Here is a 26,544-nt window from a genome sequence, read left to right on the forward strand (position 1 = left end):
TTATATAAAACATGCCTGGGACACCAGACGTAGCGGACTACGGCTGTCAGCGCCCCAGGCGCATTCTTACATGTATGCTAGGTGTTTTACCCTCTGCTTTTCTCTCTACTTCCAGCCGGAATATTTTAGCACCGGATTGCGCGCAGCGCCAACCTCATCCAGCCGGCGTACCGGCGTGGAGTGGGGAGCTTCATGCATGGCTTCCGGATTCTCCACGGAATTTTTATAAATCTCCTTGAAAATATCCACTACGTTGTCCAGAGTCTCCTTAGACTCTGTCTCCGTGGGCTCCACCATCAAAGCCTCATCCACAATCAGCGGGAAGTACATGGTCGGCGGATGGACTCCATGGTCCAGCAGTCCCTTTGCAAAATCAAGAGCAGAAACCCCATTCAATTTCTTGAGCCTGGTCATGCTCATAACAAACTCATGCATACAGATATTGTTGAATGCAATATCAAAGGTGTCCTGCAGCTTCACACGCATGTAATTGGCGTTGAGCACTGCATTTTCGGCTGCTTCCGGTATACCCTCATTGCCCAGGACCAATATGTAGCTCAGGGCGCGCACTACCACCAGGAAGTTACCGTAAAACTCCTTTACGGAACCAATGGTTTGGGCCGGGTTCTCAAATGCATAGCCCTTTTCGGATTTCACCGCATGATACTTGGGAAGGAACGGAGCCAGTATATCCTTGCACCCGACAGCGCCTGAACCAGGCCCGCCGCCTCCGTGAGGCGTGGAGAAGGTCTTATGCAGGTTCAGATGAATCACGTCAAATCCCATATCGCCCGGACGGGCGATTCCCATGACGGCATTCAGGTTTGCCCCGTCATAGTAGTTCAGTCCTCCTGCCTCATGCATGATTTTTGTGATTTCCAGTATATTGCGGTCAAATATACCCACTGTGTTTGGATTGGTAAGCATAAGTCCAGCCGTATCATCTCCCACAACCTCCCTCAGCTTATCAAGGTCCACACAGCCCTCATCATTGGACGGAATGCTGATTACGGTAAATCCCGCCATGGTACAGGAAGCAGGGTTGGTTCCGTGAGCGGTATCCGGTACAATGATTTTGGTGCGTTTCATATCGCCCCTGGCTTTGTGGTATGCCTTAATCAGCAGCAACCCGGTATATTCGCCGTGGGCGCCTGCCGCGGGCTGGAATGTCATCTGGTCCATGCCTGTAATCTCACAGAGCAGTTCCTCTGCCTTTACCAGCACTTCCAGGCATCCCTGGACTGTTTCTTCCGGCTGCAGGGGATGGACGCCTGTAAAGCCAGGAAGGGCTGCCATCTCTTCATTCAGCTTTGGATTATATTTCATGGTACAGGAGCCCAGAGGATAAAATCCGTCATTTACACCATGTGTACGTTTCATCAGTTCTGTATAATGTCTGGAGATATCAATTTCAGCCATCTGCGGAAATCTGGGAGCCTTTTTTCTGGCCTCCCGGGCCGGAATCTCTGCAACAGGTACATCGCAGGCCGGAAGCAGTGAGCATCCATGCCCCACTCTGCTTTTCTCAAAAATCAGTTCCATTATGCACGCACCTCCTTCAAACACTCTGCCAGAGCATCAATCTGCGCCTTGGAATTCATCTCGGTGACACACCAGAGTATGCCTCCCTCTACTGGGTATCCGCCCAATATATCATGGTCGCTCAGTTTCTTAAGCAGCACATCTGCATCGCAGGGAATCTTTGTGACGAATTCATTGAAGAAATCCCCTTGGTTTACCAGCTCAAATCCCGGAATCCTACTGATTTCTGCCGCTGCATAGTGCGCCTTGGAATAGCACAGGGAAGCCACCTGGCTGACGCCGGTCGTTCCCATGGATGCCATGTAAACCGCTGCCGTCATGGCGCAGAGGGCCTGGTTGGAACAGATGTTGGAGGATGCCTTTTCCCTTCGTATATGCTGCTCCCTTGCCTGAAGCGTCAGCACATACGCCCGCCTTCCGTCCACATCCTTTGTCTCGCCCACAATACGTCCGGGGAGCTGACGCATCATGTCATGGGTACAAGCCATAAATCCCAGATAAGGGCCGCCGAATGCCAGGGACATACCCAGGGGCTGGCCTTCACCGGTGACCACATCAGCGCCGCACTCCCTTGGCGATTTAAGGGCGGCGCCCGCAATGGGGTATATGCCCATCACAAATTTGGCGCCTGCGGCATGTACCGCCTCACCAATGGCAGCCGCATCCTCAATCTGTCCGAAATAGCTGGGCTGCTGGATGAACACGCCTGAGGTGGTCTGGTCCATGGCCTCCATCAGGGCTTTAAGGTCGGTCTTTCCGTCCTTGGCCGGAACCACCACAGCCTCTGTGTTGTTTCCTTCGCAGTATGTCTGTATGGTCTGTATGGTCATGGGATTGGCTGCCCCGGATATCACCGTTTTCTTTTTCTTGCGGTTATGGCACATGGCCATGGCCTCTGCGGCTGCGGACGCGCCGTCATAAACAGAGGCATTGGATACATCCATATCGGTGAGTTCACAAATCATGGTCTGGTATTCAAAGATGGACTGAAGGATTCCCTGGCTGATTTCCGCCTGATAAGGGGTATATGCCGTCAGGAATTCTTCTTTGCCTGTAATGCTCTTTACAATGGATGGTATATAATGGTTATAGGCGCCTGCCCCGCGGAAAATGGAGCTGTATACCTTATTCTTAGCTGCCATGGCCCTGACGATTCCGCTGACCTCCAGCTCCGACTTCCCCTCCGGTATGGCAAGCCTGTCAACCTTCATGCCGGATGGTACTACTGTGTACAGCTCGTCAAAAGAGCTGACTCCCACGGCCTTCAGCATCTCCTGCTGTTCCTCAGAGGTAGATGGAACATATTTTCCCATGCCTTAGCCCTCCTCTTCACATATCTTCTCATATGCTGCGCTGTCCACTAATTCTTCTCTTTCAGATACTTCCTTTACCTCTATAAGCCATGCCTCATATGGGGCCTCATTAATCATCTCCGGGCTGTCCAGGATATCCTCGTTCACTGCGGATATAACGCCTGTAACAGGACTGTACACGTCGGAAACCGCCTTTACACTCTCCACGTCCGCAAACGCCTCTTTCACAGTAACCGTATCCCCCACCTCAGGTAAGTTTACAAAAACCAAATCTCCCAGCTCATGCTGTGCAAAGTCCGTAAGCCCCACTCTTACCGTGGTCTCATCCACTTCCTCCACCCACTCATGTGACCTGCTGTACTTTAAATTCTCTAAAACGTTCATGTCTGTTCCTCCTCCTGATTTTTGTTATGAAAATTAATATTATATATATTATTTTGCTTTTTTGTAGAATGGCAAGGCCACCACCTCGGCCTCAATGCGGCGCCCGCGGACCTCCACTTCCACCTTTGTCCCTATTTCCGTACAATCCAAATCCAGAATGGCCATTGCTATGGCATAACCCAGGAATGGACAATGGGTCCCCGATGTTGTCCATCCCACTTCCCTGTCACCTGCGTATACCTTCTCATTCTCCCTGGCAATGCCCCTTCCAATCATCCTAAGACCTACGCGCTTGCGTGTGAGGACGGACTTCTCTTCCAGTGCTTTCTTTCCGATGAAATCATCCTTCTGCATCTTCACTGCAAACTTAAGTCCTGTCTCCAATGGGTGAATGGCGGCATCCATCTCATGACCATATAATGGCATGGCTGCCTCCAGACGAAGAGTATCTCTGGCTCCCAGTCCGCATGGAATCAGGCCCTCTGCTTCCCCTGCTTCCAGAAGCATGTTCCATAATTTAGGTGCATCCTCATTGTTCACGTACAGCTCGTAGCCGCTTTCACCTGTATAGCCAGTCTGGGATACGATGCACTTGATGCCGCCTACAATGCCTTCCGGAACAAAGCTGTAGTATTTTTCAGGAATATCTTCATCTTTTGTAAGTTTTCTCAGGATGGCATCTGCATTAGGGCCCTGGATTGCCAGCTGGGATAATTCGTCCGAGATATCTGTAAATACCACGTCCCCATTCAAATGGTCCTTCATCCAATTGACATCTTTTTCACGATTTGCCGCATTCACAACCACCAGATATTTCTCCTGGTTATAACGGTATACAATCAGGTCGTCCACCACTCCGCCGTCCTCGTAGCACATTACGCTGTAGCGGACCTGACCATCATACATGTTTGTGAAATCATTGGTCAGTATGTAGTTGATATTCTTTAGTGCATCCGGCCCCTCAAACAATACCTCTCCCATATGTGACACATCAAATAATCCCGCCTGTGTCCTGACTGCCATATGCTCCTTAATGACCCCAGTCTTATACTGAACAGGCAGTGAATAACCGGCAAAGGGAACCATTTTCCCTCCGCAAGCCACATGACAATCGTAAAGCGCTGTTTTCCGTTCCATTCAGATGTCTCCTTTCATTTATCACTATTGATATCTTAACTATAGCACGGTTTGTTATTTATTTCACATTTATAAATTATATGCGACCTATATGTTTTATGTATAGATATTCTCTATTTTTTGTGCCATTTACACAATGACAACAAAAAAGAAACAGCACAATCACCATACTGTTTCTTTTTTTTCTATCCATTTCACTCTTTTTTTATATATTTTCCCTTATAGCTTAGCAGGTGTCATAATTTCATCCCTGGTACCTTTCAGCATCTCAATAAACGCCTTCTCGCTTCGGTTCTTTCTGTGTTCCATCTGGTACACCAAAAGGTCCTTCATCTTCCTGGGCCTGCCTGCGCTGCTTCTCTGGACCAGGCCATACCGCTCCAATGTCTGCTTTGGCATGGGGGATACCCACATATATGTATGGGGCACCATGGCCAGAAGGTCGAACTGGCTTCCCCGCTCGCACACGTAAATCCGGTCGGCCTGGCTCCCCCGGCCACTGTCCGGCGGCAGCTCCAGATATTCACCGCTGGGGAGCTGGGTATCCCCGTGGACTATTTCAATATAACCATCCAGGTCCTTCTCCGCAATGACCGGATACAATGCCAGGGGACTGTCCGCTGACAGGAGAATCTGGTAATCGAACTCCATAACCGTTTCGTGCTGAAGCCCTTTTAACTGCAGGAACATAAGGAAATAATCCTCGTATGTCATCTCATACCGTATAATCCCCAACCCATATTTGGACGACAATATATTATTAATGGCCGTAGTGGAATTACACTCCACAAAGGATATGGACAGCTGGCTCTCATGGGGGATTGAATTTACATATTTTGTAAATGCATATGTAATATAACTGGCTCTTGGTACCGATATCCTCAGCTTTTCCTGCTTTACCGCCGTATCCTCAAACTCGCCCTTCAAGGAGGCCACATCTTTCATGATATTCTTAGCTTTTTGAATGAATGCCTGCCCCTCGCTGGTGGTAACCACTCCTTTTGAGGTCCGTTCAAAGATGACAATCCCGAATTCTTTTTCCAAGGTTCTGATTACCTTACTCAAATTGGGCTGGGCCACAAACAACTCCTTGGCCGCCTTTGAGATGGAACCATGCCGTTCCACTGCAATCACAAATTCTAAGTCTGTCAGATTCATAACTCCCTCCAATGCTTTTTACAAGCATAACACATTCCGCACCTTTTTTCCACCTGCAGCCACCTAATCCGGTTTAAATGTGACAGAATCCTTCTAGCCCTGAATGTCTCCCATTGCCATATTGCGATGCAGCAGCTTATGTTCCCTTCCCTTCAGGAGATTCTCATACAAAGAAAGCACAAGGGGATTCTCATTGGATTTCTTTATCTGTGTATTGATATCAGTGTCATACAGCCCCTTTGCCCTCGCCGCCTTGGTCCTTGGACCGGCCGGAACCGGCTGACCGCCGCCCATGATGCATCCCCTTCTGCAAGCCATGACCTCCACAAAATCATACTCCGCTTCTTTGTTCCCGATACGCTTCATCAGCATGTCTGCATTTGCAAGACCACTTACAATGGCTGCCCGTATTTTCCTTCCGTTGTAATCATAAGTAATCTCTTTCAATCCCTCTTCCCCTCTTACACCACTGTACCGAATCTGGTCCATCTCTGTCCTGTCATGCCCTTCACATAACCGGCGCAAAACGGCTTCCATTACTCCGCCTGTGTTTCCGAAAATGACACCTGCCCCGGATCCAATCCCGAAGGGCATGTCCGAAGATTCAATGTCTATGTTTTCAAATCTGATGCCCGACTTTCTAATCATCGTAACCAGTTCTGTAGTGGTCAGTACATAGTCCACGTCTGCCTTTCCGTTTGTCTTGGATTCCTCCTGCAGTATTTCTGCCTTTTTTGCTGTACACGGCATAATGGATACTGACAGTAGTTTCTTTCCACCACTTTTCTGGGGATTCCTGTAATACTCCTGTATGACCGCACCGAACATCTGCTGGGGTGACCTGCAAGTGGACAGATTTTGTTTGAACTCAGGATACCGGTTTTCACAAAAGCTTACCCATGCCGGACAACAGGAAGTAAAGAGTGGAAGGTTTTTTCCCGAAACCAACCGTTCCAGAAATTCTTTGGATTCCTCAATTACTGTCAGATCCGCACCATAGGCCGTATCAAACACCTCATCAAATCCCATCCGGTGGAGCACATTTACAATCTTCCCCATCACGTTCTCTCCCCGCGCCATACCAAAAAAGTCTCCTACTGCCACCCTTACCGCTGGAGCCACCTGAGCCACCACCTTTGTATTTGGGTCAGCCAATGCCTCCCATATGACTTCAATATTAGTATTGATGCTGATTGCGCCTGTGGGACAGACTGCCCTGCATTGTCCACAATTCACACAATCCGTCTCTGCAATGTTTTTGTTAAAGGCAGGTGTCACCAGGGCTTCCGTTCCCCGATAGGCAAAATCGATTGCATTGACGGACTGTACATTGTCGCACATGCGAACGCAGTCGCCGCAGAGTATGCATTTATTTGGGTCTCTCACAATAGCCGGAGAACTCATATCGATGGGATACTGCGTTTTTGTATTTTCATAACCTACATGAGTCACTCCCATACGGTGGGCCAATTCCTGCAAATGGCATTCCCCGCTCTTGATACAGGTGGTGCAATCCCTGCAATGAGCTGCAAGTAATAGCTCCAGTATCATCTTCCGGTATTTCATGAGACGCGGCGTATTGGTATAAATGACCATTCCATCCCTTGGAGGTTCGGAACATGATGCAAATGTCTTCCCTCGTTCATTCTCCACCGTACACAGCCTGCAGGCTCCATAAATGGATAACTCCGAATGATAACACAGCGTTGGAATATCAATATCTGCCTTTCGAATCACAGATAAAACATTGGGTTCATCCGTAAATTCAACCCGTATTCTGTCTATTGTCATAAATCCCATAATTTTTTCTGCCCCCCCCCCTATGCTCTATGATTGGATATGAACTGCACCAAATGGGCATGCCTCCGCACAGGCCCCGCACTTAATGCACTGCTGCTGCCGGATTGTAAATACATGCTTTAACTCTCCTGCAATCGCCCCTGCCGGACATCCCTTTGCGCATTTAGAACATCCCCTGCATGTTTCCTCATCAATGATATACGTCTTCATGCTCTGACAGACTCCTGCCCTGCACTTTTTCTCATTAATATGTTCCAAATACTCTTTCCGGAATGCTTTTATGGTACTGATAACAGGAAGAGGAGCACTCTTTCCAAGTCCACACAACGCAGTGTTGGATATCATATCCGCCAGTTGTTCCAACCGTTCAATATCATCTGGCTCCCCTTTCCCTTCCACAATTCGTTCAAGTATCTCCAGCATCCGCTTTGTTCCTTCCCGGCACGGTACACATTTGCCGCAGCTTTCCCTTTGGGTAAAATTCATGAAAAATCTTGCCACTTCCACCATACAAGTATGCTTATCCATGACCACCAAACCACCGGATCCTATAATTACATTGAATTTCTGGACAGAATCAAAATCCAGGGGTTCATCTAAATGTTCTTCCGTAAGACACCCACCTGACGGTCCGCCAATCTGTACTGCCTTGAATTCACTTCCCTCTTTCAGCCCTCCGCAGATATCATAAATGATTGTCCGCAGGGTCGTCCCCATAGGGACCTCCACCAGGCCCGTGTTCTCAATACATCCAGTGACAGAAAAAGTCTTTGTTCCGGTGCTGTTTTCTGTGCCTATAGTGCGAAACCATTTCCCTCCGTTGACAATAATACCCGGCAGATTAGCGTACGTCTCCACGTTATTGAGCACGGTAGGCTTTCCCCACAGACCCTGGTCCACAGTCCTGGGCGGCTTAACCCTGGGCATACCTCTGTGCCCCTCAATAGATGCGGTCAGGGCGCTGCCTTCCCCGCATACAAACGCGCCTGCCCCTCTGTTGATGTGCAGATGGAATGAAAAACCAGTGCCTAAAATGGAATCTCCAAGCAGTCCTCTTTCCTCCATCTGCCCTATGGCCTGCCTCAATCTTGCCACGGACAATGGGTACTCAGCACGTACATAGATGAAGCCTTCCGATGCACCAACTGCATATCCTGCCAGCATCATGCCTTCGATAAGGCGACAGGGGTCTCCCTCCATAACGCTTCCGTCCATGAAGGCTCCCGGATCCCCTTCATCGCCATTGCACACAATATACTTAAGGGGCTCCTCTTTGTGGGCAGCCACTTGTCTCCATTTCCGGCCTGCTGGAAATCCGCCGCCGCCGCGTCCCCGAAGCCCTGAAAACTCTACTTCTGCAATCACAGCTTCCGGCGTCATGGCAAACAATGCTTTTTTCAACGCGCTAAATCCGCCTGCAGCCATATACTCCTCCACGGATTCTGCATCAATATTTCCGCATTGTTCCAGCACGATTCTGGTCTGACGGGCAAAATATGGGATTTCATCCACTGCTCCGTAAGAAATCCCCTCTTTTTTGTAGAACAGGCGCTCTACAGGTATTCCCTGTTTTACCGTTTTCTCAACAATTTCCTCACAGTCCTCAGGCTGCACTTTAACATACTGACAGTGCTGCGGCTCTATCCTCACAAGGGGACCTAATTCACAGAAACCCTGGCACCCGCTTTTCACGATACCGATATGAGGAACGTCCTTTTCCAGCTCCACGCGTATGCCCTCGTCCTCTTTGCACAGTTCCCGCAGTTGACTATACACATCCAGAGAACCAGTGGCAACACAGCCGGTTCCTGCGCACACCAGAATCCTGCAAGTATACCCATCCTTTCTGTCCCTGCACTGTCTCTGCAGCATTTCTAATTGTGTTCTGTCCTCAACCCGCATCTGGCTCCCCCCGTTTGATTTCTTCCAGCAGCTTCTTCATTTTCTCAGGTGACATTTTAGGATAAACCTTCTCATTTACGGTGATCGCTGGAGCCAGACCGCAGGCTCCCAGACAAGAAACGGTCTCCACCGTAAAAAGTGCATCCTCCGTGGTATGCTTTTTCGCATTTAGTTTTAACGTCTTATATAGATAATCCAAGATAGGCATTGACTTTCTTACATGACAGGCTGTGCCATCACATATTTTGATAATGTATTTCCCTTTCTCCTCAAATGAAAAATTTTCATAAAAACTGGCTACACTGTAAGCTTTTGCCTCTGTTATGCCAATCTCTTTCGCCACATATGTCAGCAGTTCCGGGGGCAGATACCGGTATTCCTCCTGAATGTCCTGAATGATTGGTATCAGCGACCGCTCCTCCCGCGTATGCATCTCAATGATTTCATCCGCCTTTTTGTAAAATGATTCCCCTAACATGTACTACCTCCTTTTGTGAATATTGCTATTTTTTTATGTTTGTCCATGATATCTTTTGTTATATTTTAACATTATATCTTTTTTTATTCACATCTAAAACCCATATAACGGTATATGTTTTTCTATATGCAGGAGAAATCATAAATGGCACCTAAACTACCTAAGCATAATAAACAACTTTGATAGAATAAATGCCACATCCAAGTCTATTCCAGCACCGTGGGAAGGACCAGTTAAATATTGTAACAGGACCTGTCAGCATACCTTTAACCGGTTTTTCTGTCAGACTCTGAGTATATACAGTGTATTCTACTGTCATGGGCCGGCTTCTGGATACATCTCCCAGACAATAGAAGGCTTTATAAATCATGTCCCCTAGGACTGTACCCATGCTTTTCCGCGAACAGGAATTCATCCAGACACTCACCAAAATATTCCACCATGTCATTGCGCTCATATTTCCCATGTACCAGTATATCCAGGCCGATTTCTTCCTGAAGCCGGACACATTCTTCAATCTTTTTCCGTATAAATTTTTATATAATCACTGAAAGCGCCTGCTCAGATATAAAATCCCAGCGGCGCTCCCCATGTTCTCAACAGGGATGCGGGCAGCATCCCCAAATCGCAGTTATATTGCAAAATAGAAAAATAACAGCATTACAGGAAATCTTTGCATCTAACCAGCAGATCAATCTTTTTCCATTGAGTATCCTCATCAATACAATTGCCCTCCTCAACAGAAGCAAATCCGCACTGTGGTGACAAGGCGATATTGGCGCCCACAACTTCTTTCGCCTTCATGTATCTTCGTTTAATCTCATCGTAGCTTTCCAATACGGGGTTTTTGGTTGAAATAAGTCCTGCAACAAAGGTTGCTCCAGTCCCTTTTAATATGGACCAGGGTTCAAAGGAACCCGAACGTTCATCGTCATATTCCACAAAGAATCCGTCATAAGGAATCTGGCTGATAATCGGTGCCACGGAATCATAAAAACCGGAAAAAAGTGGATTCCCTTTAAAATTACCCTTACAGAAATGTGTTGCAATCACCATATCCGCCGGCCTGTCTTCCAAAGCCCTGGTGGAAACACGCTTGAACCACTCCAGCACTTCTGATTTTTTATATCCAAGGGATTCAACCTTCTTCAAAAATTTTTCATCAATCATGTAGGTCCAGGAAGTATCGTCAATCTGAAGGTACCTGCATCCATGTTCATACAAATCTTTTATGGCATCCTGATATGCAAGAGCGATGTCTTCAATCAATGCATTTATATTGCTGCCGTAATATGGTACCTCTTTAATCCCCATCTGAAGATAATTATCTACCAGCATCATATTGGGACCGGAAATACATTTTTTTGCTGTCACACCCGGATATTTTTCAGCCTCGCAGAGAAGAAAATCAAACGCCTCAATCTCCGGATGCACACGTTCCTGACTATAAGAAATTTTTCCGGTAATATATCCAAGTTCTATATGATTCACCACACCGTTGCGTTCCTTGTCCAAATGCTTTGTGGTAAAACCGTCAAATTCCTTAAGCCAGTCCAGATGCCACCACCTTCGTCTGAATTCACCATCTGTCACAAATTCAAGGCCATGGGAAACCTCCGTCGAAACCAGTTCTCTAATAGCCTCATCTTCAATTTTTCTCAACTCTTCCAAGGACAGATTGCCGTCTGCATATTTTTGTCTCGCCTTCTTAATCTTCCCAGGTCTTAAAAATGACCCCACAATATCGTATTTAATATTTAACATCTCATACCTCCATACTTTATTATAAATTCAATATTATATTCTATCTGCCAGTCAGCCCACTTTGTGACATCTCACCCAATGACCTTCTTGGATTTCTTTCATCTCCGGCGTCCTGCTCCGGCATACATCCACACAGTCCGGGCATAGTTCCTCATAGGGGCATCCACCAACAGTTCCTCCGTAACCGGATTTCTCCGGAATGTATTCTGAGTACTTGGCCCCGCATGCTTTAAATAGCCTTTTTGTATATGGATGACAGAGCGTACTAAACATATCAATATGTTCAATATCTTCCACAATCCATCCGCCATACATAACAGAAAGGCTGTCCGAAAGATAATAAATTGCTTCCAAATCATGGGAAACCAGTACCTGGGTAAGTCCATTTTCCCTTCCGAGCATTTCCAGCAGTTTCATGATTTGTGCCTGCACTGATACATCCAGGCTGCTTAAAGGCTCATCTAGCAAAAGAATCTTCGGCTCCGCAGCCAGCGCTCTTGCAATGCAGATCCGCTGAAGCTGTCCTCCGCTGAACTGGGCCGGATATTTTAAAAGGTCCGCAGCGGACAGACCAACCTGTTTTATGAGTGCGGCTGTCTGCTGTCTGCGCTCCACCTTGTTCATATGGGTAAAATTTCTAAGTGGTTCGCCAATAATCTCTTCGGCCGTTGCATACTGATTCACTGCATTCATACTGTTCTGAAATATCATCTGTATTTCATTCCGCTTCCTTTTCATCTGCAATGCTACAGGCTCCCCCTTGTAAAGAATCTGTCCGCTGCTCGGCGTTTCCATCCCGGCAAGCATACGCATTAAGGTACTTTTACCGCAACCGCTTTCCCCCACAATCCCGTGGCACTCTCCTGTATGAATCTTAAGTGACAGGTTATTAACAGCATACACTTGTCCTTTTCCTGCACATCGGTATCTGCGGCTTATCATATCAGCTTCCAGCATGGTATGCTTATGTATCATCCTCATCCCTCCCCGGCCCGAAAACAACGAACCTGATGATTCACCGGACCATGTTTTAAAAGTTTTGGACACGATTGCCTGCATAATTTCAGAGCATCTTTACACCGGTCAGCGAAAGGACATCCTGGGACTTTTTCTTTGATTCCCGGCGGATATCCCTCCATAACCCGGACTGCTTCTTTTGAAAATACGGGCCTTGAGGCCAAAAGCCCTTTCGTATAAGGGTGCAAAGGATTTTCCAGCACCTCTGATACCGGGCCCTGCTCTATCACATACCCCGCATACATGACACAAAGATCATCTGAGATACTCTGGATTACCCTTAAATCATGGGATACCATAAGTACCGTCAGCCCCTGCTCCCTTTTCAGCTCTCCCAACAAGCCTAAAATTTCCCATTGAGTGGTGATATCCAATGCAGTGGTCGGTTCATCAGCAATCAAAAGACGCGGTTTTCCTAAAAGTGCAAGGGCAATCATGACCCGCTGCAGCATACCTCCGCTTAACTGGAATGCATAGCTTTTCAGTACCCGCTCTGGCTCCCGGATTCCCATCCTGATTAAAAGGGCTGCTGTCCGCTCCAATATCTCCTGACGGTTCTGTGAAAAGACACCTGCCATTTCCAGAAAATGTCCCCTCAATGTCATCCGCGGATCAAATGCACCAGCCGGATCCTGTGCTATAAAACCCGCTGCAGTACCGCAAAATCCCGGACGTACGCCATCCTTTCCCGCGATAATCCTGTGCCCTTCAAATAGTATGCTCCCTTCTGTTTCCCACTCGTCTTGATCTAAAAGTCCAAGTATACAGTGGCATAGGAGTGTTTTCCCGCAGCCGCTTTCTCCAATAATCCCCAGGTTTCTTCCCGCACATATAGAAACAGAAACCCCATTCACTGCGGTAAAACGTCTCTTTCCCTCCTTTAACGCCACCCTGATATCATCCAGCCGCAAAAGCTCTGTCTGATTGTGTAAATGCATGCCCTTATCTCCTCATCTTTCCGGCAATCTCCTGAATTCTGTCACCCAAACCATTTGTAAATATCACCACTGCCAAAATGCAGAGACCAGGCCAGAACATCATGGAGGGATCCGTGCTTATGAAGGAACGTCCGTCCTGAATCATCATCCCCCATTCCGGGCTGGGAGGCGCCGCCCCGAATCCCAGGAAGGAATATCCCGCTAGGGCAGTCAGGGCAGTTCCAAAATTAATGGTCGTCACAGACAGCATCTGCATACGGATAGCAGGAAAAATCAACGTTGTGATTATAGAAAACAAACTGCTTCCTGCCATCCTGGAAGCCAGTACAGCCTCCTTTTCACGCTCTGCCTTTGTCAGATTCCTTGCGACCCTGGCATACCAGACCCATCTGGTAGCCAGCATTCCCAGGCACAGTTCAAAGAGTCCAGTTCCCAGAAGACTTACCACCACCAATACAATGACAATACCGGGAAAAGCCCGCACAGCGTCACATATTCCCATAAAAATCCGGTCCGGCAGCCCACCCGTATACCCGGATAGCATGCCGAGCATGGTCCCTGTCACAGATGATATGACAGTAATCAGAACGGCATAACCAAGAGACAGTCTGGAACCGTAGAGTATTCGCGACAATATACACCGGCCCATATGGTCCGTCCCCAGCGGAAACATGCTTGATATTCCTGCAAACCTGGCTGTATAATGGATCTCGTTGGGATCATTTGGGGACAGACATGGGGCCAATACAGCCGCTATTGCAAACAGAATCAGCATGAACAGGCAGAAAAGACATACCCTGTCCTTTATTAATTTCCGGAACATAAATCCACCTCACCTCTCCTCCCCCTCAAAACGGATCTGGGGATTCATCGCCGCACACAATATATCCATGCCTAAATTAAGCAGTGTATATACCACCGCAATCACCAGTATATATCCCTGGATGACCGGATAGTCCCTTCCAGCAACAGCGCTGACAATCAGCCTCCCCATTCCCGGCCAGGCAAACACATTCTCTACAATTACAGCTCCGGACAGCATACTTCCAAGACTTAATCCCAGGGTTGTGAATACAGGATTTAATGCGTTTGGGAGTACATGTCTCCACAAAACTGTATTCTTCTTCAGGCCCCTTGCCCTGCCATAGACCGCATACCGCCTGCCCATATTCTCTACAATCCCACCTCTAATCATCTTTGTATACATGGCGATATAAGAACAGGCAAGGGTAGCTGAAGGTAACACCAGATGGCTGAAAGTCTCTGCTCCCTGCACAGGAAGCAGCTTAAGTTTCAGCGCAAACAATTCAACCAGAAGGAACCCCAGCCAGAAGGACGGCATGGAACTTCCGAGAAACGTAATCCCTCTTATAAGCTGATCTCCCGCGCTGCCTGGCCGCTTTCCCGCCATAATCCCCAACGGAAGGGACAGTACCGCTATCCAGACAGCGGACATGGCTGTCAGGATCATTGTATATCGGAAACTGATTAGCAGCTGTCCGGACACAGGCTTTTTAGTCATAAATGATACACCTAAATCCAGACACACCACCCGCCTTAGCCAGGCAGTATATTGGAATATGACCGGCCGGTCCAGCCCTAATTCCGCCCGAACTTTTGCCAGAGCCGCATCTGTTACCGGAGCATTGATAGAATTCAGGTAAGCAAACGCTGCATCTCCTGGCATCAGCCGCACCAGGGCAAAGGCTGCAATGGAAACCAGGAATAAAAGCACTATCATACCAACCAGTCGTTTCTGTATATATTTCCCCATATTTCTTCCACCTTAAATGGCCATATCTATTCTCTCACCACGCTCCCCACTGGCATCACATCCTTGCCATCGGTCAGGTCAAGTCCCTTAAGACTGCTATCATATACCGCCAGGGTGGAGGACACAGTCAGCGGTATATAGACAGCCTGTTCCTTAAAGGATTCCATGATATATGTAAAATCCTCCTTCAGCTTATCCTCATCAATCTCACTCAGTGCCTCGTTCATAACCTTATTGAGCTCTGCCTTATTGTCCATTCCCTTCTGTACCGTACTGAACTTATCTCCATCGCTTCTCATGGCGGCCAGTGTGGCGAAAGGTTCGTAGGAACCACCCCAGGAACTGTAGAGAATCATATCAAAATCCCCTTCTTTCCACTTCTTCCTGAACACCTGAGAATCCTCCTCGCAGATATTCAGTTTGACCCCCACTTTTTTATACTGTTCCTGAAGCACCAGCCCGATATTTTTTCCATTTTTAAAAACAGTATCATACAGCATATCCACTTCCAGGGTAACTCCATCCTTTGTCCGGTAATCGCTGCCTGATTCCAGATTCCAGCCTGCAAGCTCCAGGATTTCTGCTGCTTTTTCCGGTTGATATGGATACCCATCGGTACCGGTCTGTGTAAGTGTTACGCTGTCCGCAAAATAAGATGATGCCGGTTTTTGCAGACTGCCATAGACATACTCAGAAATCACAGTATTATCGGTTGTATATTCCAAAGCCTGACGCACGCTCACATCTCCCAGCATATCACCTGCTGTATTCAGGCTCAGACTTGTCACCTGCGTGCCCTCTGCCATCTGGGTACCGAATCCCAATTTTCCCAGTTCATAATACGCATCCGCAGAAAGACCATCATTTACATCAATATACATATCGATTTCGCCAGCTTTCAAGGCGTTTACAACCGTGTCCATATCCGGGATTACTTCTACCTTTACATATTTGAATGACGGCTTCTCACCCCAGTAATATTCATTTCTCTCAAAAATTGTATACTGGTCCTGGACATACTCTTTTACTGTCCACATACCTGTACCCACTGGCTTCTTTACGCCATCCTTATAAATATTCCCTGACTCCGGAAAGGCTGCCCTGCCCGCAACCGTCAGCGGCCTATTAAAACTCATATCCGACAACAATGAGTTGCAGGGATTTTTTAAATTCATAATCAGGGTCGTGTCGTCCGGCGTATCCATGGTATCAATCTCCTCCAGGCACTGAAGGAAGGAGTACCCATCCTTATTATCAATTACATCCTGGATATTTTCCTTTACCAGCTCCGCATTCAGGTCAGATCCATCGCTGAACTTCACGTTTTTCCTCAAATGGAATGTATATGTTTTTCCATCCTCTGAAATCTCCCAGTTCTCTGCCAGCTCCGGTACAATTTTACCGTTTACCAATGCAGTTAGTCCATCATATACCCAATCCTGAGCATACATGGGTGAAGACATGGTGTGAGGATTCATATCCCCAAGGTCCTTGGGATAAGCCAGAACCAGTGTAGACTTCTCCTCTGACTGCAATGCTTTTGTTTCCGCATTTTCGTCTGTATTCTCCTCTACCGCGCTTTCTGCCTGAACAGCTGTCTCCGTTACTCCTTGCGTACTCCCGGCTGTACAGCCAGCGGACAGCAGTGTCGCCATCAGTATCACAGCTGGTATCAGCATGTTTCTTTTCCTCATTCCTTTTTCTCCTCTTTTAAGATTATTTGGGGCATTTGTCATCTTCACCGTCTCAGTTGAACGAGGCGAATTTTTTGTACAAAAAAAGCCCTGTTCAGGGCAAATGACAATACAAAAACAAAGAGTTTCCATGAAGAAACTCCCCAATCCGGCTCCGCTTACCCTGGAGCGCCGCCGTTTTTCCTATCAGGCAGGTCTCCTGGCTTATGCATCTTCAATCCCCCCACCTTCTCGCAAATATATGCAATGGTCTGTCCGGAGGTTTCTCCACATTTACAGTGACCGGTTCGCTCAGGATTTTCACCTGATTCCCTTTTCACCCTTTGCAGCTGTTAAACCCAAAGGTGACCTGATACGGTTATGTTCGTATCCGACTATAACAAAATAGCCATGGTCTGTCAAGAATATCGTACATCAAAACCAGAATTCCTTTTCAATAACTTATTCATAAGATGAGTATAACCCGTTAATCCATACCTGTCCGCAATCTTCTCACAGTCCAGGTATTAATACTTTTCCTCCTTCCTTTTCTGTTCCTCAATACGTTCCTTTCTCTTCTTTTATTCGGTTATCTGCGAACCTATGCGATTCATTATTTTGGGGCCGAAGATACCTACATGTATAAAGAATCACTTCCCGGCATCGTAACTGTCATGGCTTATTCAACCGCTCTGCCTCCCTGATAAATGAATGGGAAATATAAAACTACCAAAAGTTCTTGACATCATAGCATGCATGATGTCAGTCCCCTTTTTGTATCATGTTCTTTCAGCGCTTCCATATCCAGGTCAAAATTTATCCCTTTCTTCTGCCTGCTATCCATGCACTAATTTCTTAGGAAGCCTGTAATCAGGTTTTCCTTTACTGAACCATTGTACCATATACATTCCTTTAAATTCGCAGAAAGCTCTGGTGATTCCTTTAGCGCAAAAATCGCCGCCCAAAAACGTCCATAATCCTTCTTTCTCCCTCTATCCTCATAGACCCGGACCACTCCCCTGTCTACACATTTCAAACCCTCAGACTCAAATATTTCGTCCGTCATGGCATATAATCTTTTCAAGACATCCTGCCCCAGCCTATCTATATCAAAGCTCAACTCAATTTTCGGCATCTATACATGGCCTCCCTTTGTTCTTTTATTTTAATTTCTCTGTTATTAATACGAACATCCTCTTTACTTTTAATCACAGATTCACATCCAATACCATGCCTGTCCTTAGCTGAATTTGAAGTTTGTTTTTCGATATCACACGTATCTCCCGAACAATCTGCCGTATGAAGATATTATCAAATTCGGCTCCTGTGGCCCCGCCTGTCTCACCTATGATTCGGCTGATTTCCTGGTCCAGATACTCATACTCGTCCCTTATTTTTTCCTGCTCTCGTATGCTTTCTCTCCTCCTTTTTAATTCGCTTATCTGTAATCCCAGCTTTCGCATTCGGTCGCTGTACCAGTTCTCACCACCATGTTCCCTGGCTGCCATGCCCACATAGTCCATAAGCTGGTCTCGCAGTTCCTCTATGGTTTTATCAATCTCTTCCTCCGTGCACGCTCCTCCAACAACCTTGGCAGCCCGGAGGATATCTTCCTTTACCCCGTTTAAGAAGTTTTCTTCCTCCTGGTCAATTGACAAGCTGTGCAGCTTTCCCATGATTGCTTCCTGAATGACCTCCTCCTTTAACGTAGGTGATTCATGGCACCGCTTCGTCCCATGCTCCAAACGGTTGATGCAGCGCCATACGATTACCTTCTTCCCATTTTTTGCCCAGGTTGTCCTGCGGTAATGGGCTCCGCATTCATTGCACACCATGATTCCGGTCAGTGCATATTTGGAACTATATACGCCCTGGGCCGTCTTCCCTTTCCGGGTTCCGGCTTTTTTTAATGAGGAGCGTCTGGCAATCTCCTCCTGTATTTTGTAATAGACTGTCTTCGGTATGATTGCCTCATGATGGTTCTTCACATAGTACTGCTTCTGCTGGCCCGAGTTCTTCACCCTCCGTTTGGTCAGGTAGTCTGCTGTGAACGTCTTTTGTAATAGCACATCCCCCATGATTTTTTCATTAGTCAATATATTGTAGATGGTACCCGTGCTCCATGTTTTCTTACCTGTGGTGGTCTCTATCCCTGCATCCTCCAGCCTGTGCTTGATTCGTTCCAGGCTGTCCCCGTCCAGAAACCACCGGGCCATGTTGCGGATAACAGCGGCTTCCTCCTCCACGATGCACATCTCTCCCGTTGGCGCCTTCCTGAACCCATAGCTTCTCTGTCCTGTGGATTCTCCCTTTTCAAATTTTCTCGCATACCCCCACTTGACGTTGGTGCTGATGGCCCGGCTCTCCTCCTGTGCCTGGCTGCTCAGGATGGTCAGTATCATTTCGGTTGAGTCATCCAGGGTGTTGAGGTTTTCTTTTTCAAAGTACACGGCCACGTTCTTTTCCCTGAGCTTCCTCACCCAGGAGATGCAGTCCACCGTATTCCTGGCAAACCGGCTGATGGATTTCGTAATGACCATGTCCACCTTCCCCTTCATACACTGGTTCATCAGCTGATTAAAGTCATCCCTGCGAAAGGTATTGGTCGCGCTGCGTCCATCATCCGCGAAGACACCGGCGAATATCCAGTTGGGATTCTGCATGATGTGCCTGGTATAATACTCAATCTGTATGTCGTAACTGGACTGCTGCTGTTCCAGCTCCGTGCTGACGCGGCAGTATGCCGCTACCCGCAGCTTCCTGATTTCCCGGACCGACTCATCCGCCGGGTTCCAGGTGGCCGGGATGACCTCCACGATTCGTTCCGCCCTTGGCATGTAATCCCTCCTTTCTGGCTAATTCCCTAGTCTGACTTTCCCGTTTCATCCGGACGGTTTCTTCCAGCCTACTCTGTACCTGTACAAACAGTTCTTGTGTCACCAGAGCAGGAAATTTCTTGTCCCCCAGATAAACAGGGTTGGTGAGGATATTTCGGATACAGCTGTGGCTCCATGCTGGCTTTCCTTTCTGGTTGGGTATGGACTGGCGTATTAGCTCATTTGCCAGTGCTGTCAGCGACATCCCTTCTGCGTAGGATTGGAATAGCATCTGGACGATTAGACCGTATTGCTCATGGATGATTGGCATTTCCTGTGCATCCAGCCAGTATCCGAAGGGGACACAGTAGCGTATGTTCTTCGATTTCTTATCTTTTGTTGTTTTAATTTCTGGGTATTGAAGTACTGTCGCATTGTTTATCAGCTGAAATCTCAAGCTTCTGTCCGGCTGTACCTCTACCCTCTTGATGATTTTAAATATGGACGAATCAATTTTTTCTGCCTTGATGGAACCATCCAATCCCCGAAGGTAATCCTCTATCTGACAGGTCAATTCTGTCATCTTTATCTCTCGGTATCTCCTGGCAGCAATCTGAAAATATAGCTGCTCCATCCTTTTATAGTCTTCATTGCATTTGTTCCAGTCCCCATTTAATTCAGATTCCATGCGCTGTCTTTCTTTGATGATTCCGGTCAGTATCTTTTTCGTTTCCTCATGGTACAGGGCCGGCTCTGTTTTCATCCGCACAAGTGCTTGTAAGAACAGTCCATCCAGTTGCTTCTCTGTCAGGATGGGCATCTTACATGGTTCCTTCGTGGCCGGGTCATAATGCCTGCATTTCCAATATCGAATATCCCTTTTGTCACCTCTAACGCTCTGTTTATAGATGGAATATACCCCGCCGCAGCTGCTGCATATCAAACGGCCTGTATACATGGATGTTCCCTGGATGGAGCCGGATGGATGACGCTGGTTCCATAAATCCCGGGAGCGTTTCAGGCACTTTTGTACCCGTTCAAACTGCTCTTCTTCAATCATCCTTGGGTACGGCTCCACTCCCAGATAGTCCTTGTTACGCAAGATTTTCCGAATAAGGACGGGTGTCCAGGACGGTTTTCCACGGGTGGTAGGTGCCTTCCTGTCTTTTAGCATCCCGACTATCTTTTTGATGGATTCTCCTCCGTCATATGCATCAAAGATAAGGTGTACAGCCTCACTCTGCCCCGAATCCATTCTCATGTCTCCGTCAACCAGACAGTACCCATAGGTGATATAGTTGTTCACATGGCATCCCTCCTGTCATAGGACCGGTTCATATAGGTTAAGTCCGCACCGCAGATGGAAGCCCAGCTCCCGTTCCTTTCCCACAGAGACTTCCCGGACCAGGAGGATAAACTGGTCACCATCGAACGCCTGCATCTTCCCATCATATCCCTGGAGCTGATGCAGGGTGGCCTGTAATCCTGTGATGGTATCCTGGTGGATACCTCTACTGTGCAGCTGTTTCTCTTCTGACCTGCATCTGCTTAGCTCTCGTTCAATCTTCCGGCTCTCCTCAAAATAAAGAGCAGAGTCGATACACTCATTTGCTTTTAACTGCCTGAGTATATGTCTCTGCTCTTTTAGTTCCAGTTTCTTTTGATTTAAGGTACCCAATGCCTCATGGAGACCATTGGCCTCCTGTATCCTCTTTACCCCTTGTATGATTGGACCAAACAACTCATCCGCATGTCCTACGAGAGTATTAAAGGCATTCACAAACGTGTTTTTTATATCCACTTCCCATATCTCATTGGTATAGCACTGGCATTCCTCTGACCGGTGGCCCGGACATCTCCACTTGATGGACACTCCCTTTCGTCTCTGCTCCTTCTTACGGATGAACGTTCTCCCACATTCCCCGCATACCACCTTTCCGCTTAGGATATAAGTTTCTCCACTCCCACGCGGGTTCATCCTGGCCTGTCTGCCAAGACGGTGCTCCTTTATCTGTTGTAACCGCATCTGCTCATCCCTGCTCAGGATACCCTCATGGTCATCCCTTATAAAATACTGTGGCTTCTTCCCACGGTTTTTCTCTGTCCGGTACGGCACCGTCCCAGTCGAATAGGTTTTCTGGTGAAGGCAGTCACCCACTGTTTTCTCGTTAAACAAAATCCGCAGGACCGCCTCGGAGGACCAGAGCCCACCATACGGCGCCGCTACTTGGTTCTGATTCAGGCATTCGGCTATCCTCACCCCACTCATTCCGTTCATGTACATACTGGCCATCCTGCGGACCCATGCTGCCTCATCCTTCTTGACAGCCAGCTCCTTCTCTTCATCCTTATCGTAACCATACGGCCGCCTGCTTATCACGAATGTACCATGTTTGAACCGGTTCACCGCTGACCAATGGACGTTTTGGGATATGTTCTCTGACTCCTGCTGTGCAACCGCACCGTATATAGTCAGTATCCCTTCACTCTCCTCCGTCATGGTATTCAGGCGTTCCTTCTCAAAATACACACTTACCCCTATTTCCTTCAGATGGCGGACCGTGGATAAGGTGTCCACCGTATTCCTGGCAAACCGGGTGATTGATTTGGTCAGTATGAGGTCTATCCATCCTTTTTCGCATTCCTCCAGCATCCGTTGGAAGTCCTCCCTCCCCCATCGGCTGGTTCCGCTTATTCCCTCGTCCGCATATATCCCGCAGAATTCCCAGGCCGGATTTTTCTGGATAAGCCCCTTGTAATACTCCATCTGTGCGTCATAGGAATGATACTGGCCATCGTCATCCGTGCTCACACGGCAATATGCACACACCCGTATGCTCCGTATCTGGTATCCTGTACGCTCTGGTATGGTCTTTGGGATGTATAATACTTCTGCCACTTGTTATACCTCCTTTCCTCCGTTTTCAACAAGACACATTACCACACTTCCTGCACCATATCAAGTATCAGTTCTCCAAATCTTCACATTTTTATACAACATGTTGGGAACATATCCTCTGGTACTTCCGAAGGACCATGTCGTATATGACGGGGGCAATCAGCCTTTGGCGTAGCAGCTCATCCAGTATCTTTTGTACTTCTCTGAATCGCAGGTATTGAAGCAGCTCCATTGTTTCCATAGTTCCTCCAGGAATACTCTATTTCCACCTCACGGATTTCTTCATGTGTATCGCTCCTGAAGCTGTTATGGGAATGCCCATCTGTAACACCTTCATCCATTCTGGCCTCGTTCCATTCCACATCCATGCAGTCATCCCGGAAGAACGGCTGCATGATCTGGCATCGAACCCACCTTCTCTCTGTTTCTAGTTTGTGCTTCTATTTGACACTACTCCCCGAAGCGTGTCCAGAAGGATACCTGGACAGGGCAGCCAGTCCGCCTGCCTGCAGCGTACAGGCATCATAGGAATTCCACCTCCTCCGGGTTCTCCGGAGGCCGCCCTCATTGCGTGGTCCCCGGCCAAGGGGGCTGTGACTGGACGGAAGTATCATTGTCAGCTGTCCGGAGCCATGGCGATTCAACCCTGCTTATGATTGATTGAGAGTCAGGTGTGTACCGCTCTTGCCTTAAGATGTATTGCACATCCATGGACAGGACCATGTCCTGCAGGCAGTCTTCGCGCACCCCTCACGTCGCTTTCGTTCCTCACGACCGGACAGCCAATGTAACGGATTGGCTGGATATGAAGTTGTCATTGTACGGCGGACGGCATACTCCCGTCCTTTTATTCAGGCCTGTATGAATCATTTTTTCTTTTGTGGATTATCATATATCCAGTCTCCCACTTAAGAGATGGACCGGTTATACCCCATTCTCTCCTTCCATTTCGGGTTTTCAAAAAATACCCCTCTACTATTTAAAAGCCGAAAAATAGGCCTCCTGATAACCAACTACTTACAAAAACTTGATTAACTTACCATAAATTCTTTTGCAGTCTTTCCCTTTAAAATGCCTGCCAAAAAATATCCCCCTACTTTTAGAGGTAAAAAAAGGGCCTCCTGATAACCAAACTTTTTCTTAAATATATATAAACTTCTCTGAAACGCAGGTATTGAAGCTGCTCTTTTCTTCCTTCATGCAAATCCTTCAGATAACTTCGTTGGGTCAACCTCCCCTGTATTCATACATTCCCCTCTCATGAATAGGCAATTTCAATGGGGATGGACTTATGTTTTTCTTTACAATTGCATGGACGAGCCAGTTCCTCATCCCTGTACCATTCCCTTCTAAAAAAACATCCCTCTACTACTAGTGGTAAAAAATAGGCCTTCTGATAACCAGATTTCTTCTTACGATTTTCTTAAGATGCACACGTTCGGCATACAACCCGTCTTGCCAATTACATTTCCAGATAAGATTCCCCCGCGACTCATGGTAAAAAACAGCCCTTTGATAGCCAAGATTAATTGCAAAAACTTTTCAAGCCACCTTGAATACTCTTATCATCTGCCCTTTGAAAATATCGGCTGAAAAAAATACCCCCTCACTATTAGTCCAGTTTCAGACCCCTTTTGATAACCTCAAAAAGCCAATTTCGTTAAAAGTGCACATACAACTTTAGTTATTTTTACTCAGTTTATTACGCCTCAAATGGTTTATATTCTTTCCCTCTGTACTAGATATTCCATTGGGTACTTCTTGGCAGGCCACCATGGGCCAGGGCATGGCCCACCGGATAGACAGACTCCACCCTTGGCGTGGCATATATTTTTTTGTACAGGTACAGCATGTATTTGATTTTTTTGCCTCTGTTTTCCTCTCCAAACAAACAAAAAGCCGCCACATAATATGACGGCTACCCTCAAAACATACTATCACATATCCCGAATCATCTTCATCAATCGTATCCCATCCTTCACCCCTTCCTCATACAGATACAGCTGACACATCCCATTTCCATCCAGCATGTCATCAATACAATCCTCTATGGCATCCCTCTGCTCCTTGGTAATTTCCTTCATCCAATGGTCCATGCGTTCGTTCAGCTTGTGGTCTGCATTCTTTTCTTCCTGTGTCTTATCTGCCTGCCATCGGGTTACCAGCCATTCTACCCTGGCTGCTATGACTTCCTCACATTGTTCCCTCGTAGTTTTCTTCATGGACACTCCTCCTTCCGCCAACACCATATCGAATATCACGGCGGAAGTCCATATCCACATGTCATAAAGATTCTGCTCCAAATACGTCAGAACCACCTACAGGGTGCACCTATAAATACACCATTTTCCTTGTACTTGCGTGGTCTCCAGCCAAAACCGACCACCTGACAGGTGACCAAGGCCCCAAACAGGTGCACCTTGGTGGAATCAGAAAAACGCCCGCATTGCGGGCGATTGTGGCCGGGAGGGGCGCCTTTAGGTGCACCTCCCTTTAACCTGCACACAAATCGAACGGGAAATACGGTTCGATTCATGGCGACGAATGTGACGTTGAGATATCAATTTTTCTTATCCAAAATGGGCTTTCTTATATTGGGCCAAATTTGCCGGATTTTTTATTGTATGCCCATCTATCCCATTGCTCTCCTTAAAAGCCAGCACAGTGGCTTACGATGCGTTACAAGGGCTAATTCAAGTTGCTTTAGCTAAGTTGATTTTTTACTTTTCCCTAATCTCTAAAACACCCTTATATCAAGCCCACAACAAAAAGTAATTTATTGCGGTTCTATACTGAATGTTGGGGTGTGTTAAAAAGTACACGGTAAATCACTAGTACCGTGCTAGTTACCTGGTTCCATGAGATAATAACTCCAGAAAACTACAAGTTTTTAAGGAGTTAGTGCCATGGATAAAATTACACTCAGGTCCGTGAAGAGCACTGGGCCAGAATCTTAAATGAATGTATGAACAGCGGGATGTCGAAAACCGCCTGGTGTCGGGCAAACGGGATTTCTGTGAAGCAGTTTTTTTACTGGCAGCGCATCCTGCGCAGGGAAGCCTATGAAGCATCTCAGAATCCACCATTACCTGCAGTTGCAGAGACAGAACCGTTGTCTGCTGTTCAGAGAACGGTATCTTTCGCCGAAATCAAACTCCCTGCTGTGCCACCAGACTCGTCACCCGTTTTCCATCCGGATCTGGTGATCCGGAAAGGGAACCTTGTTCTGGAAATCTCAAATTCAGCCTCATCAGAATTGATCTCCCGGGTAGGAGGGATTCTTCATGCTGAATAACGCATCCGGCTTCCGGAAGGTTTACATTGCTGCCGGTTATACAGATCTGCGGCGCGGGATCGATGGGTTGGCATCCATTGTGAAATTCAACTTCCAGCTGGAGCCCTATGAAAAGGATATCCTCTTCCTGTTTTGCGGAAGACGCAGTGACCGCATCAAGGGGCTCATATGGGAAGGAGACAGATTCCTTCTCCTTTACAAAAGGCTGGAGCTTGGCAGTTTCAGCTGGCCCCGTACAAAAGAAGAAGCACTGGAGATCACACTGGAACAATACCAGGCACTGATGCAGGGCTTGGAGATCGTGTCCAGACATCCAATCCAGGAAGTGCAGCCCAGTGATCTTCTGTAAAAAGTTGTGCAAAACGGAGAAAATAAAAAATCTTTTTGTATCTACTACTGCAGACACGGCGGAAGTTATCCACGGCCGGGTCTCATCCCATTCATTCAATCAAGAGTACTTCACAGCTATAAGCTGCTGTGTGGATAAGTACTCTGAAAAACCGAAAAAACTATTAGTTTTTCCGGTTTTTCAGAGTGTTTATCCTTTGGTAAGAATGACGAACCTTCTTTTTTATCCCGTTCGCTTTTTCTTTTGGTTTGCGGTACAATAGTTCCAGTAAAACAAAGGAGCGCCGAACATGCAGAAGATCTACT

Annotated in this window: 22 protein-coding genes, 1 pseudogene and 1 riboswitch; of the genes and pseudogenes, 2 read left to right on the top strand and 21 right to left on the bottom strand. The window is 47.2% G+C overall.

The window, feature by feature from the left end:
- Nucleotides 1-105: 105 nt before the first annotated feature.
- From gcvPB to CGC65_RS24195, 21 genes and pseudogenes are all read right to left on the bottom strand, one after another.
- Nucleotides 106-1,542 carry an aminomethyl-transferring glycine dehydrogenase subunit GcvPB gene (gcvPB, locus tag CGC65_RS24095; RefSeq protein ID WP_002568858.1) on the bottom strand — a complete coding sequence of 479 codons (1,437 nt, stop codon included), beginning with the start codon at nucleotides 1,540-1,542 and terminating at the stop codon, nucleotides 106-108.
- Nucleotides 1,542-2,855, bottom strand: coding sequence for an aminomethyl-transferring glycine dehydrogenase subunit GcvPA (gene gcvPA, locus CGC65_RS24100; protein ID WP_002568859.1), 1,314 nt, complete (start codon nucleotides 2,853-2,855; stop codon nucleotides 1,542-1,544). Before gcvPA ends, gcvPB begins: the two co-directional genes overlap by 1 nt.
- A 3-nt stretch (nucleotides 2,856-2,858) precedes the next feature.
- Nucleotides 2,859-3,239 carry a glycine cleavage system protein GcvH gene (gene gcvH / locus CGC65_RS24105; RefSeq protein ID WP_002568860.1) on the bottom strand — a complete coding sequence of 127 codons (381 nt, stop codon included), beginning with the start codon at nucleotides 3,237-3,239 and terminating at the stop codon, nucleotides 2,859-2,861.
- 48 nt (nucleotides 3,240-3,287) lie between these two features.
- Nucleotides 3,288-4,376 carry a glycine cleavage system aminomethyltransferase GcvT gene (gene gcvT / locus CGC65_RS24110; RefSeq protein ID WP_002568861.1) on the bottom strand — a complete coding sequence of 363 codons (1,089 nt, stop codon included), beginning with the start codon at nucleotides 4,374-4,376 and terminating at the stop codon, nucleotides 3,288-3,290.
- A gap of 219 nt (nucleotides 4,377-4,595) precedes the next feature.
- Nucleotides 4,596-5,534, bottom strand: a complete 939-nt coding sequence (locus CGC65_RS24115; RefSeq protein ID WP_002568862.1) for a LysR family transcriptional regulator — start codon at nucleotides 5,532-5,534, stop codon at nucleotides 4,596-4,598.
- Between the two features lie 93 nt (nucleotides 5,535-5,627).
- A complete protein-coding gene (locus tag CGC65_RS24120) occupies nucleotides 5,628-7,334 on the bottom strand; it encodes a [FeFe] hydrogenase, group A (protein WP_002568863.1) in 1,707 nt (568 codons plus the stop codon).
- 27 nt (nucleotides 7,335-7,361) lie between these two features.
- Complete coding sequence (locus tag CGC65_RS24125) at nucleotides 7,362-9,236, bottom strand: NADH-ubiquinone oxidoreductase-F iron-sulfur binding region domain-containing protein (protein ID WP_002568864.1); 1,875 nt, start codon at nucleotides 9,234-9,236, stop codon at nucleotides 7,362-7,364.
- Entirely contained in the window at nucleotides 9,226-9,714 is a 489-nt protein-coding gene (locus CGC65_RS24130) for an NADH-quinone oxidoreductase subunit NuoE family protein (protein ID WP_002568865.1), read from the bottom strand. The genes CGC65_RS24125 and CGC65_RS24130 overlap by 11 nt, the downstream gene beginning before the upstream one ends.
- 217 nt (nucleotides 9,715-9,931) lie before the next feature.
- Nucleotides 9,932-10,247 (bottom strand): annotated as a pseudogene (locus CGC65_RS32595) (5-methyltetrahydropteroyltriglutamate--homocysteine S-methyltransferase); the annotation flags it as partial.
- A 127-nt stretch (nucleotides 10,248-10,374) separates the two neighbouring features.
- The gene (locus tag CGC65_RS24140) at nucleotides 10,375-11,478 is read right to left on the bottom strand and encodes a uroporphyrinogen decarboxylase/cobalamine-independent methonine synthase family protein (RefSeq protein WP_002568867.1); all 1,104 of its coding nucleotides are present in this window, start codon (nucleotides 11,476-11,478) and stop codon (nucleotides 10,375-10,377) included.
- 51 nt (nucleotides 11,479-11,529) lie between these two features.
- A complete protein-coding gene (locus tag CGC65_RS24145) occupies nucleotides 11,530-12,453 on the bottom strand; it encodes an ABC transporter ATP-binding protein (RefSeq protein WP_002568868.1) in 924 nt (307 codons plus the stop codon).
- A gap of 2 nt (nucleotides 12,454-12,455) precedes the next feature.
- Entirely contained in the window at nucleotides 12,456-13,433 is a 978-nt protein-coding gene (locus tag CGC65_RS24150; protein ID WP_002568869.1) for an ABC transporter ATP-binding protein, read from the bottom strand.
- A gap of 4 nt (nucleotides 13,434-13,437) precedes the next feature.
- Nucleotides 13,438-14,256 carry an ABC transporter permease gene (locus CGC65_RS24155; RefSeq protein ID WP_002568870.1) on the bottom strand — a complete coding sequence of 273 codons (819 nt, stop codon included), beginning with the start codon at nucleotides 14,254-14,256 and terminating at the stop codon, nucleotides 13,438-13,440.
- A gap of 9 nt (nucleotides 14,257-14,265) precedes the next feature.
- The gene (locus CGC65_RS24160) at nucleotides 14,266-15,207 is read right to left on the bottom strand and encodes an ABC transporter permease (protein ID WP_002568871.1); all 942 of its coding nucleotides are present in this window, start codon (nucleotides 15,205-15,207) and stop codon (nucleotides 14,266-14,268) included.
- Nucleotides 15,208-15,233: 26 nt separating this feature from the next.
- Nucleotides 15,234-16,901 carry a nickel ABC transporter substrate-binding protein gene (nikA, locus tag CGC65_RS24165; RefSeq protein WP_039896705.1) on the bottom strand — a complete coding sequence of 556 codons (1,668 nt, stop codon included), beginning with the start codon at nucleotides 16,899-16,901 and terminating at the stop codon, nucleotides 15,234-15,236.
- Nucleotides 16,902-17,073: 172 nt separating this feature from the next.
- Nucleotides 17,074-17,269, bottom strand: a riboswitch (cobalamin riboswitch).
- A 458-nt stretch (nucleotides 17,270-17,727) separates the two neighbouring features.
- Nucleotides 17,728-18,015: a hypothetical protein gene (locus tag CGC65_RS24170; protein ID WP_002568873.1), complete on the bottom strand. Its 288-nt coding sequence runs from the start codon at nucleotides 18,013-18,015 to the stop codon at nucleotides 17,728-17,730.
- A gap of 73 nt (nucleotides 18,016-18,088) precedes the next feature.
- Nucleotides 18,089-19,717, bottom strand: coding sequence for a recombinase family protein (locus tag CGC65_RS24175; protein WP_002568874.1), 1,629 nt, complete (start codon nucleotides 19,715-19,717; stop codon nucleotides 18,089-18,091).
- Nucleotides 19,659-21,002, bottom strand: coding sequence for a recombinase family protein (locus CGC65_RS24180; RefSeq protein ID WP_048928868.1), 1,344 nt, complete (start codon nucleotides 21,000-21,002; stop codon nucleotides 19,659-19,661). Before CGC65_RS24180 ends, CGC65_RS24175 begins: the two co-directional genes overlap by 59 nt.
- 15 nt (nucleotides 21,003-21,017) lie before the next feature.
- Nucleotides 21,018-22,595 carry a recombinase family protein gene (locus CGC65_RS24185; RefSeq protein WP_002568876.1) on the bottom strand — a complete coding sequence of 526 codons (1,578 nt, stop codon included), beginning with the start codon at nucleotides 22,593-22,595 and terminating at the stop codon, nucleotides 21,018-21,020.
- A 179-nt stretch (nucleotides 22,596-22,774) separates the two neighbouring features.
- Nucleotides 22,775-22,963 (bottom strand): hypothetical protein, encoded by a 189-nt coding sequence (locus CGC65_RS31900; RefSeq protein WP_155419570.1) that lies wholly within the window; start codon nucleotides 22,961-22,963, stop codon nucleotides 22,775-22,777.
- A gap of 1,569 nt (nucleotides 22,964-24,532) precedes the next feature.
- Nucleotides 24,533-24,817, bottom strand: coding sequence for a DUF6809 family protein (locus tag CGC65_RS24195; protein ID WP_002568878.1), 285 nt, complete (start codon nucleotides 24,815-24,817; stop codon nucleotides 24,533-24,535).
- Nucleotides 24,818-25,572: 755 nt separating this feature from the next.
- On the opposite strand from CGC65_RS24195, the gene tnpA reads away from it, so the two are divergent.
- On the top strand, nucleotides 25,573-25,890 hold the full coding sequence (gene tnpA / locus CGC65_RS32755) for an IS66 family insertion sequence element accessory protein TnpA (RefSeq protein WP_412391122.1): 318 nt from the start codon (nucleotides 25,573-25,575) through the stop codon (nucleotides 25,888-25,890).
- A complete protein-coding gene (gene tnpB, locus CGC65_RS24210; RefSeq protein ID WP_002568879.1) occupies nucleotides 25,880-26,239 on the top strand; it encodes an IS66 family insertion sequence element accessory protein TnpB in 360 nt (119 codons plus the stop codon). Before tnpA ends, tnpB begins: the two co-directional genes overlap by 11 nt.
- Nucleotides 26,240-26,544 lie beyond the last annotated feature (305 nt).

Origin of the sequence: Enterocloster bolteae (assembly GCF_002234575.2) — a bacterium.
Taxonomy (GTDB): Bacteria; Bacillota; Clostridia; order Lachnospirales; family Lachnospiraceae; genus Enterocloster; species Enterocloster bolteae.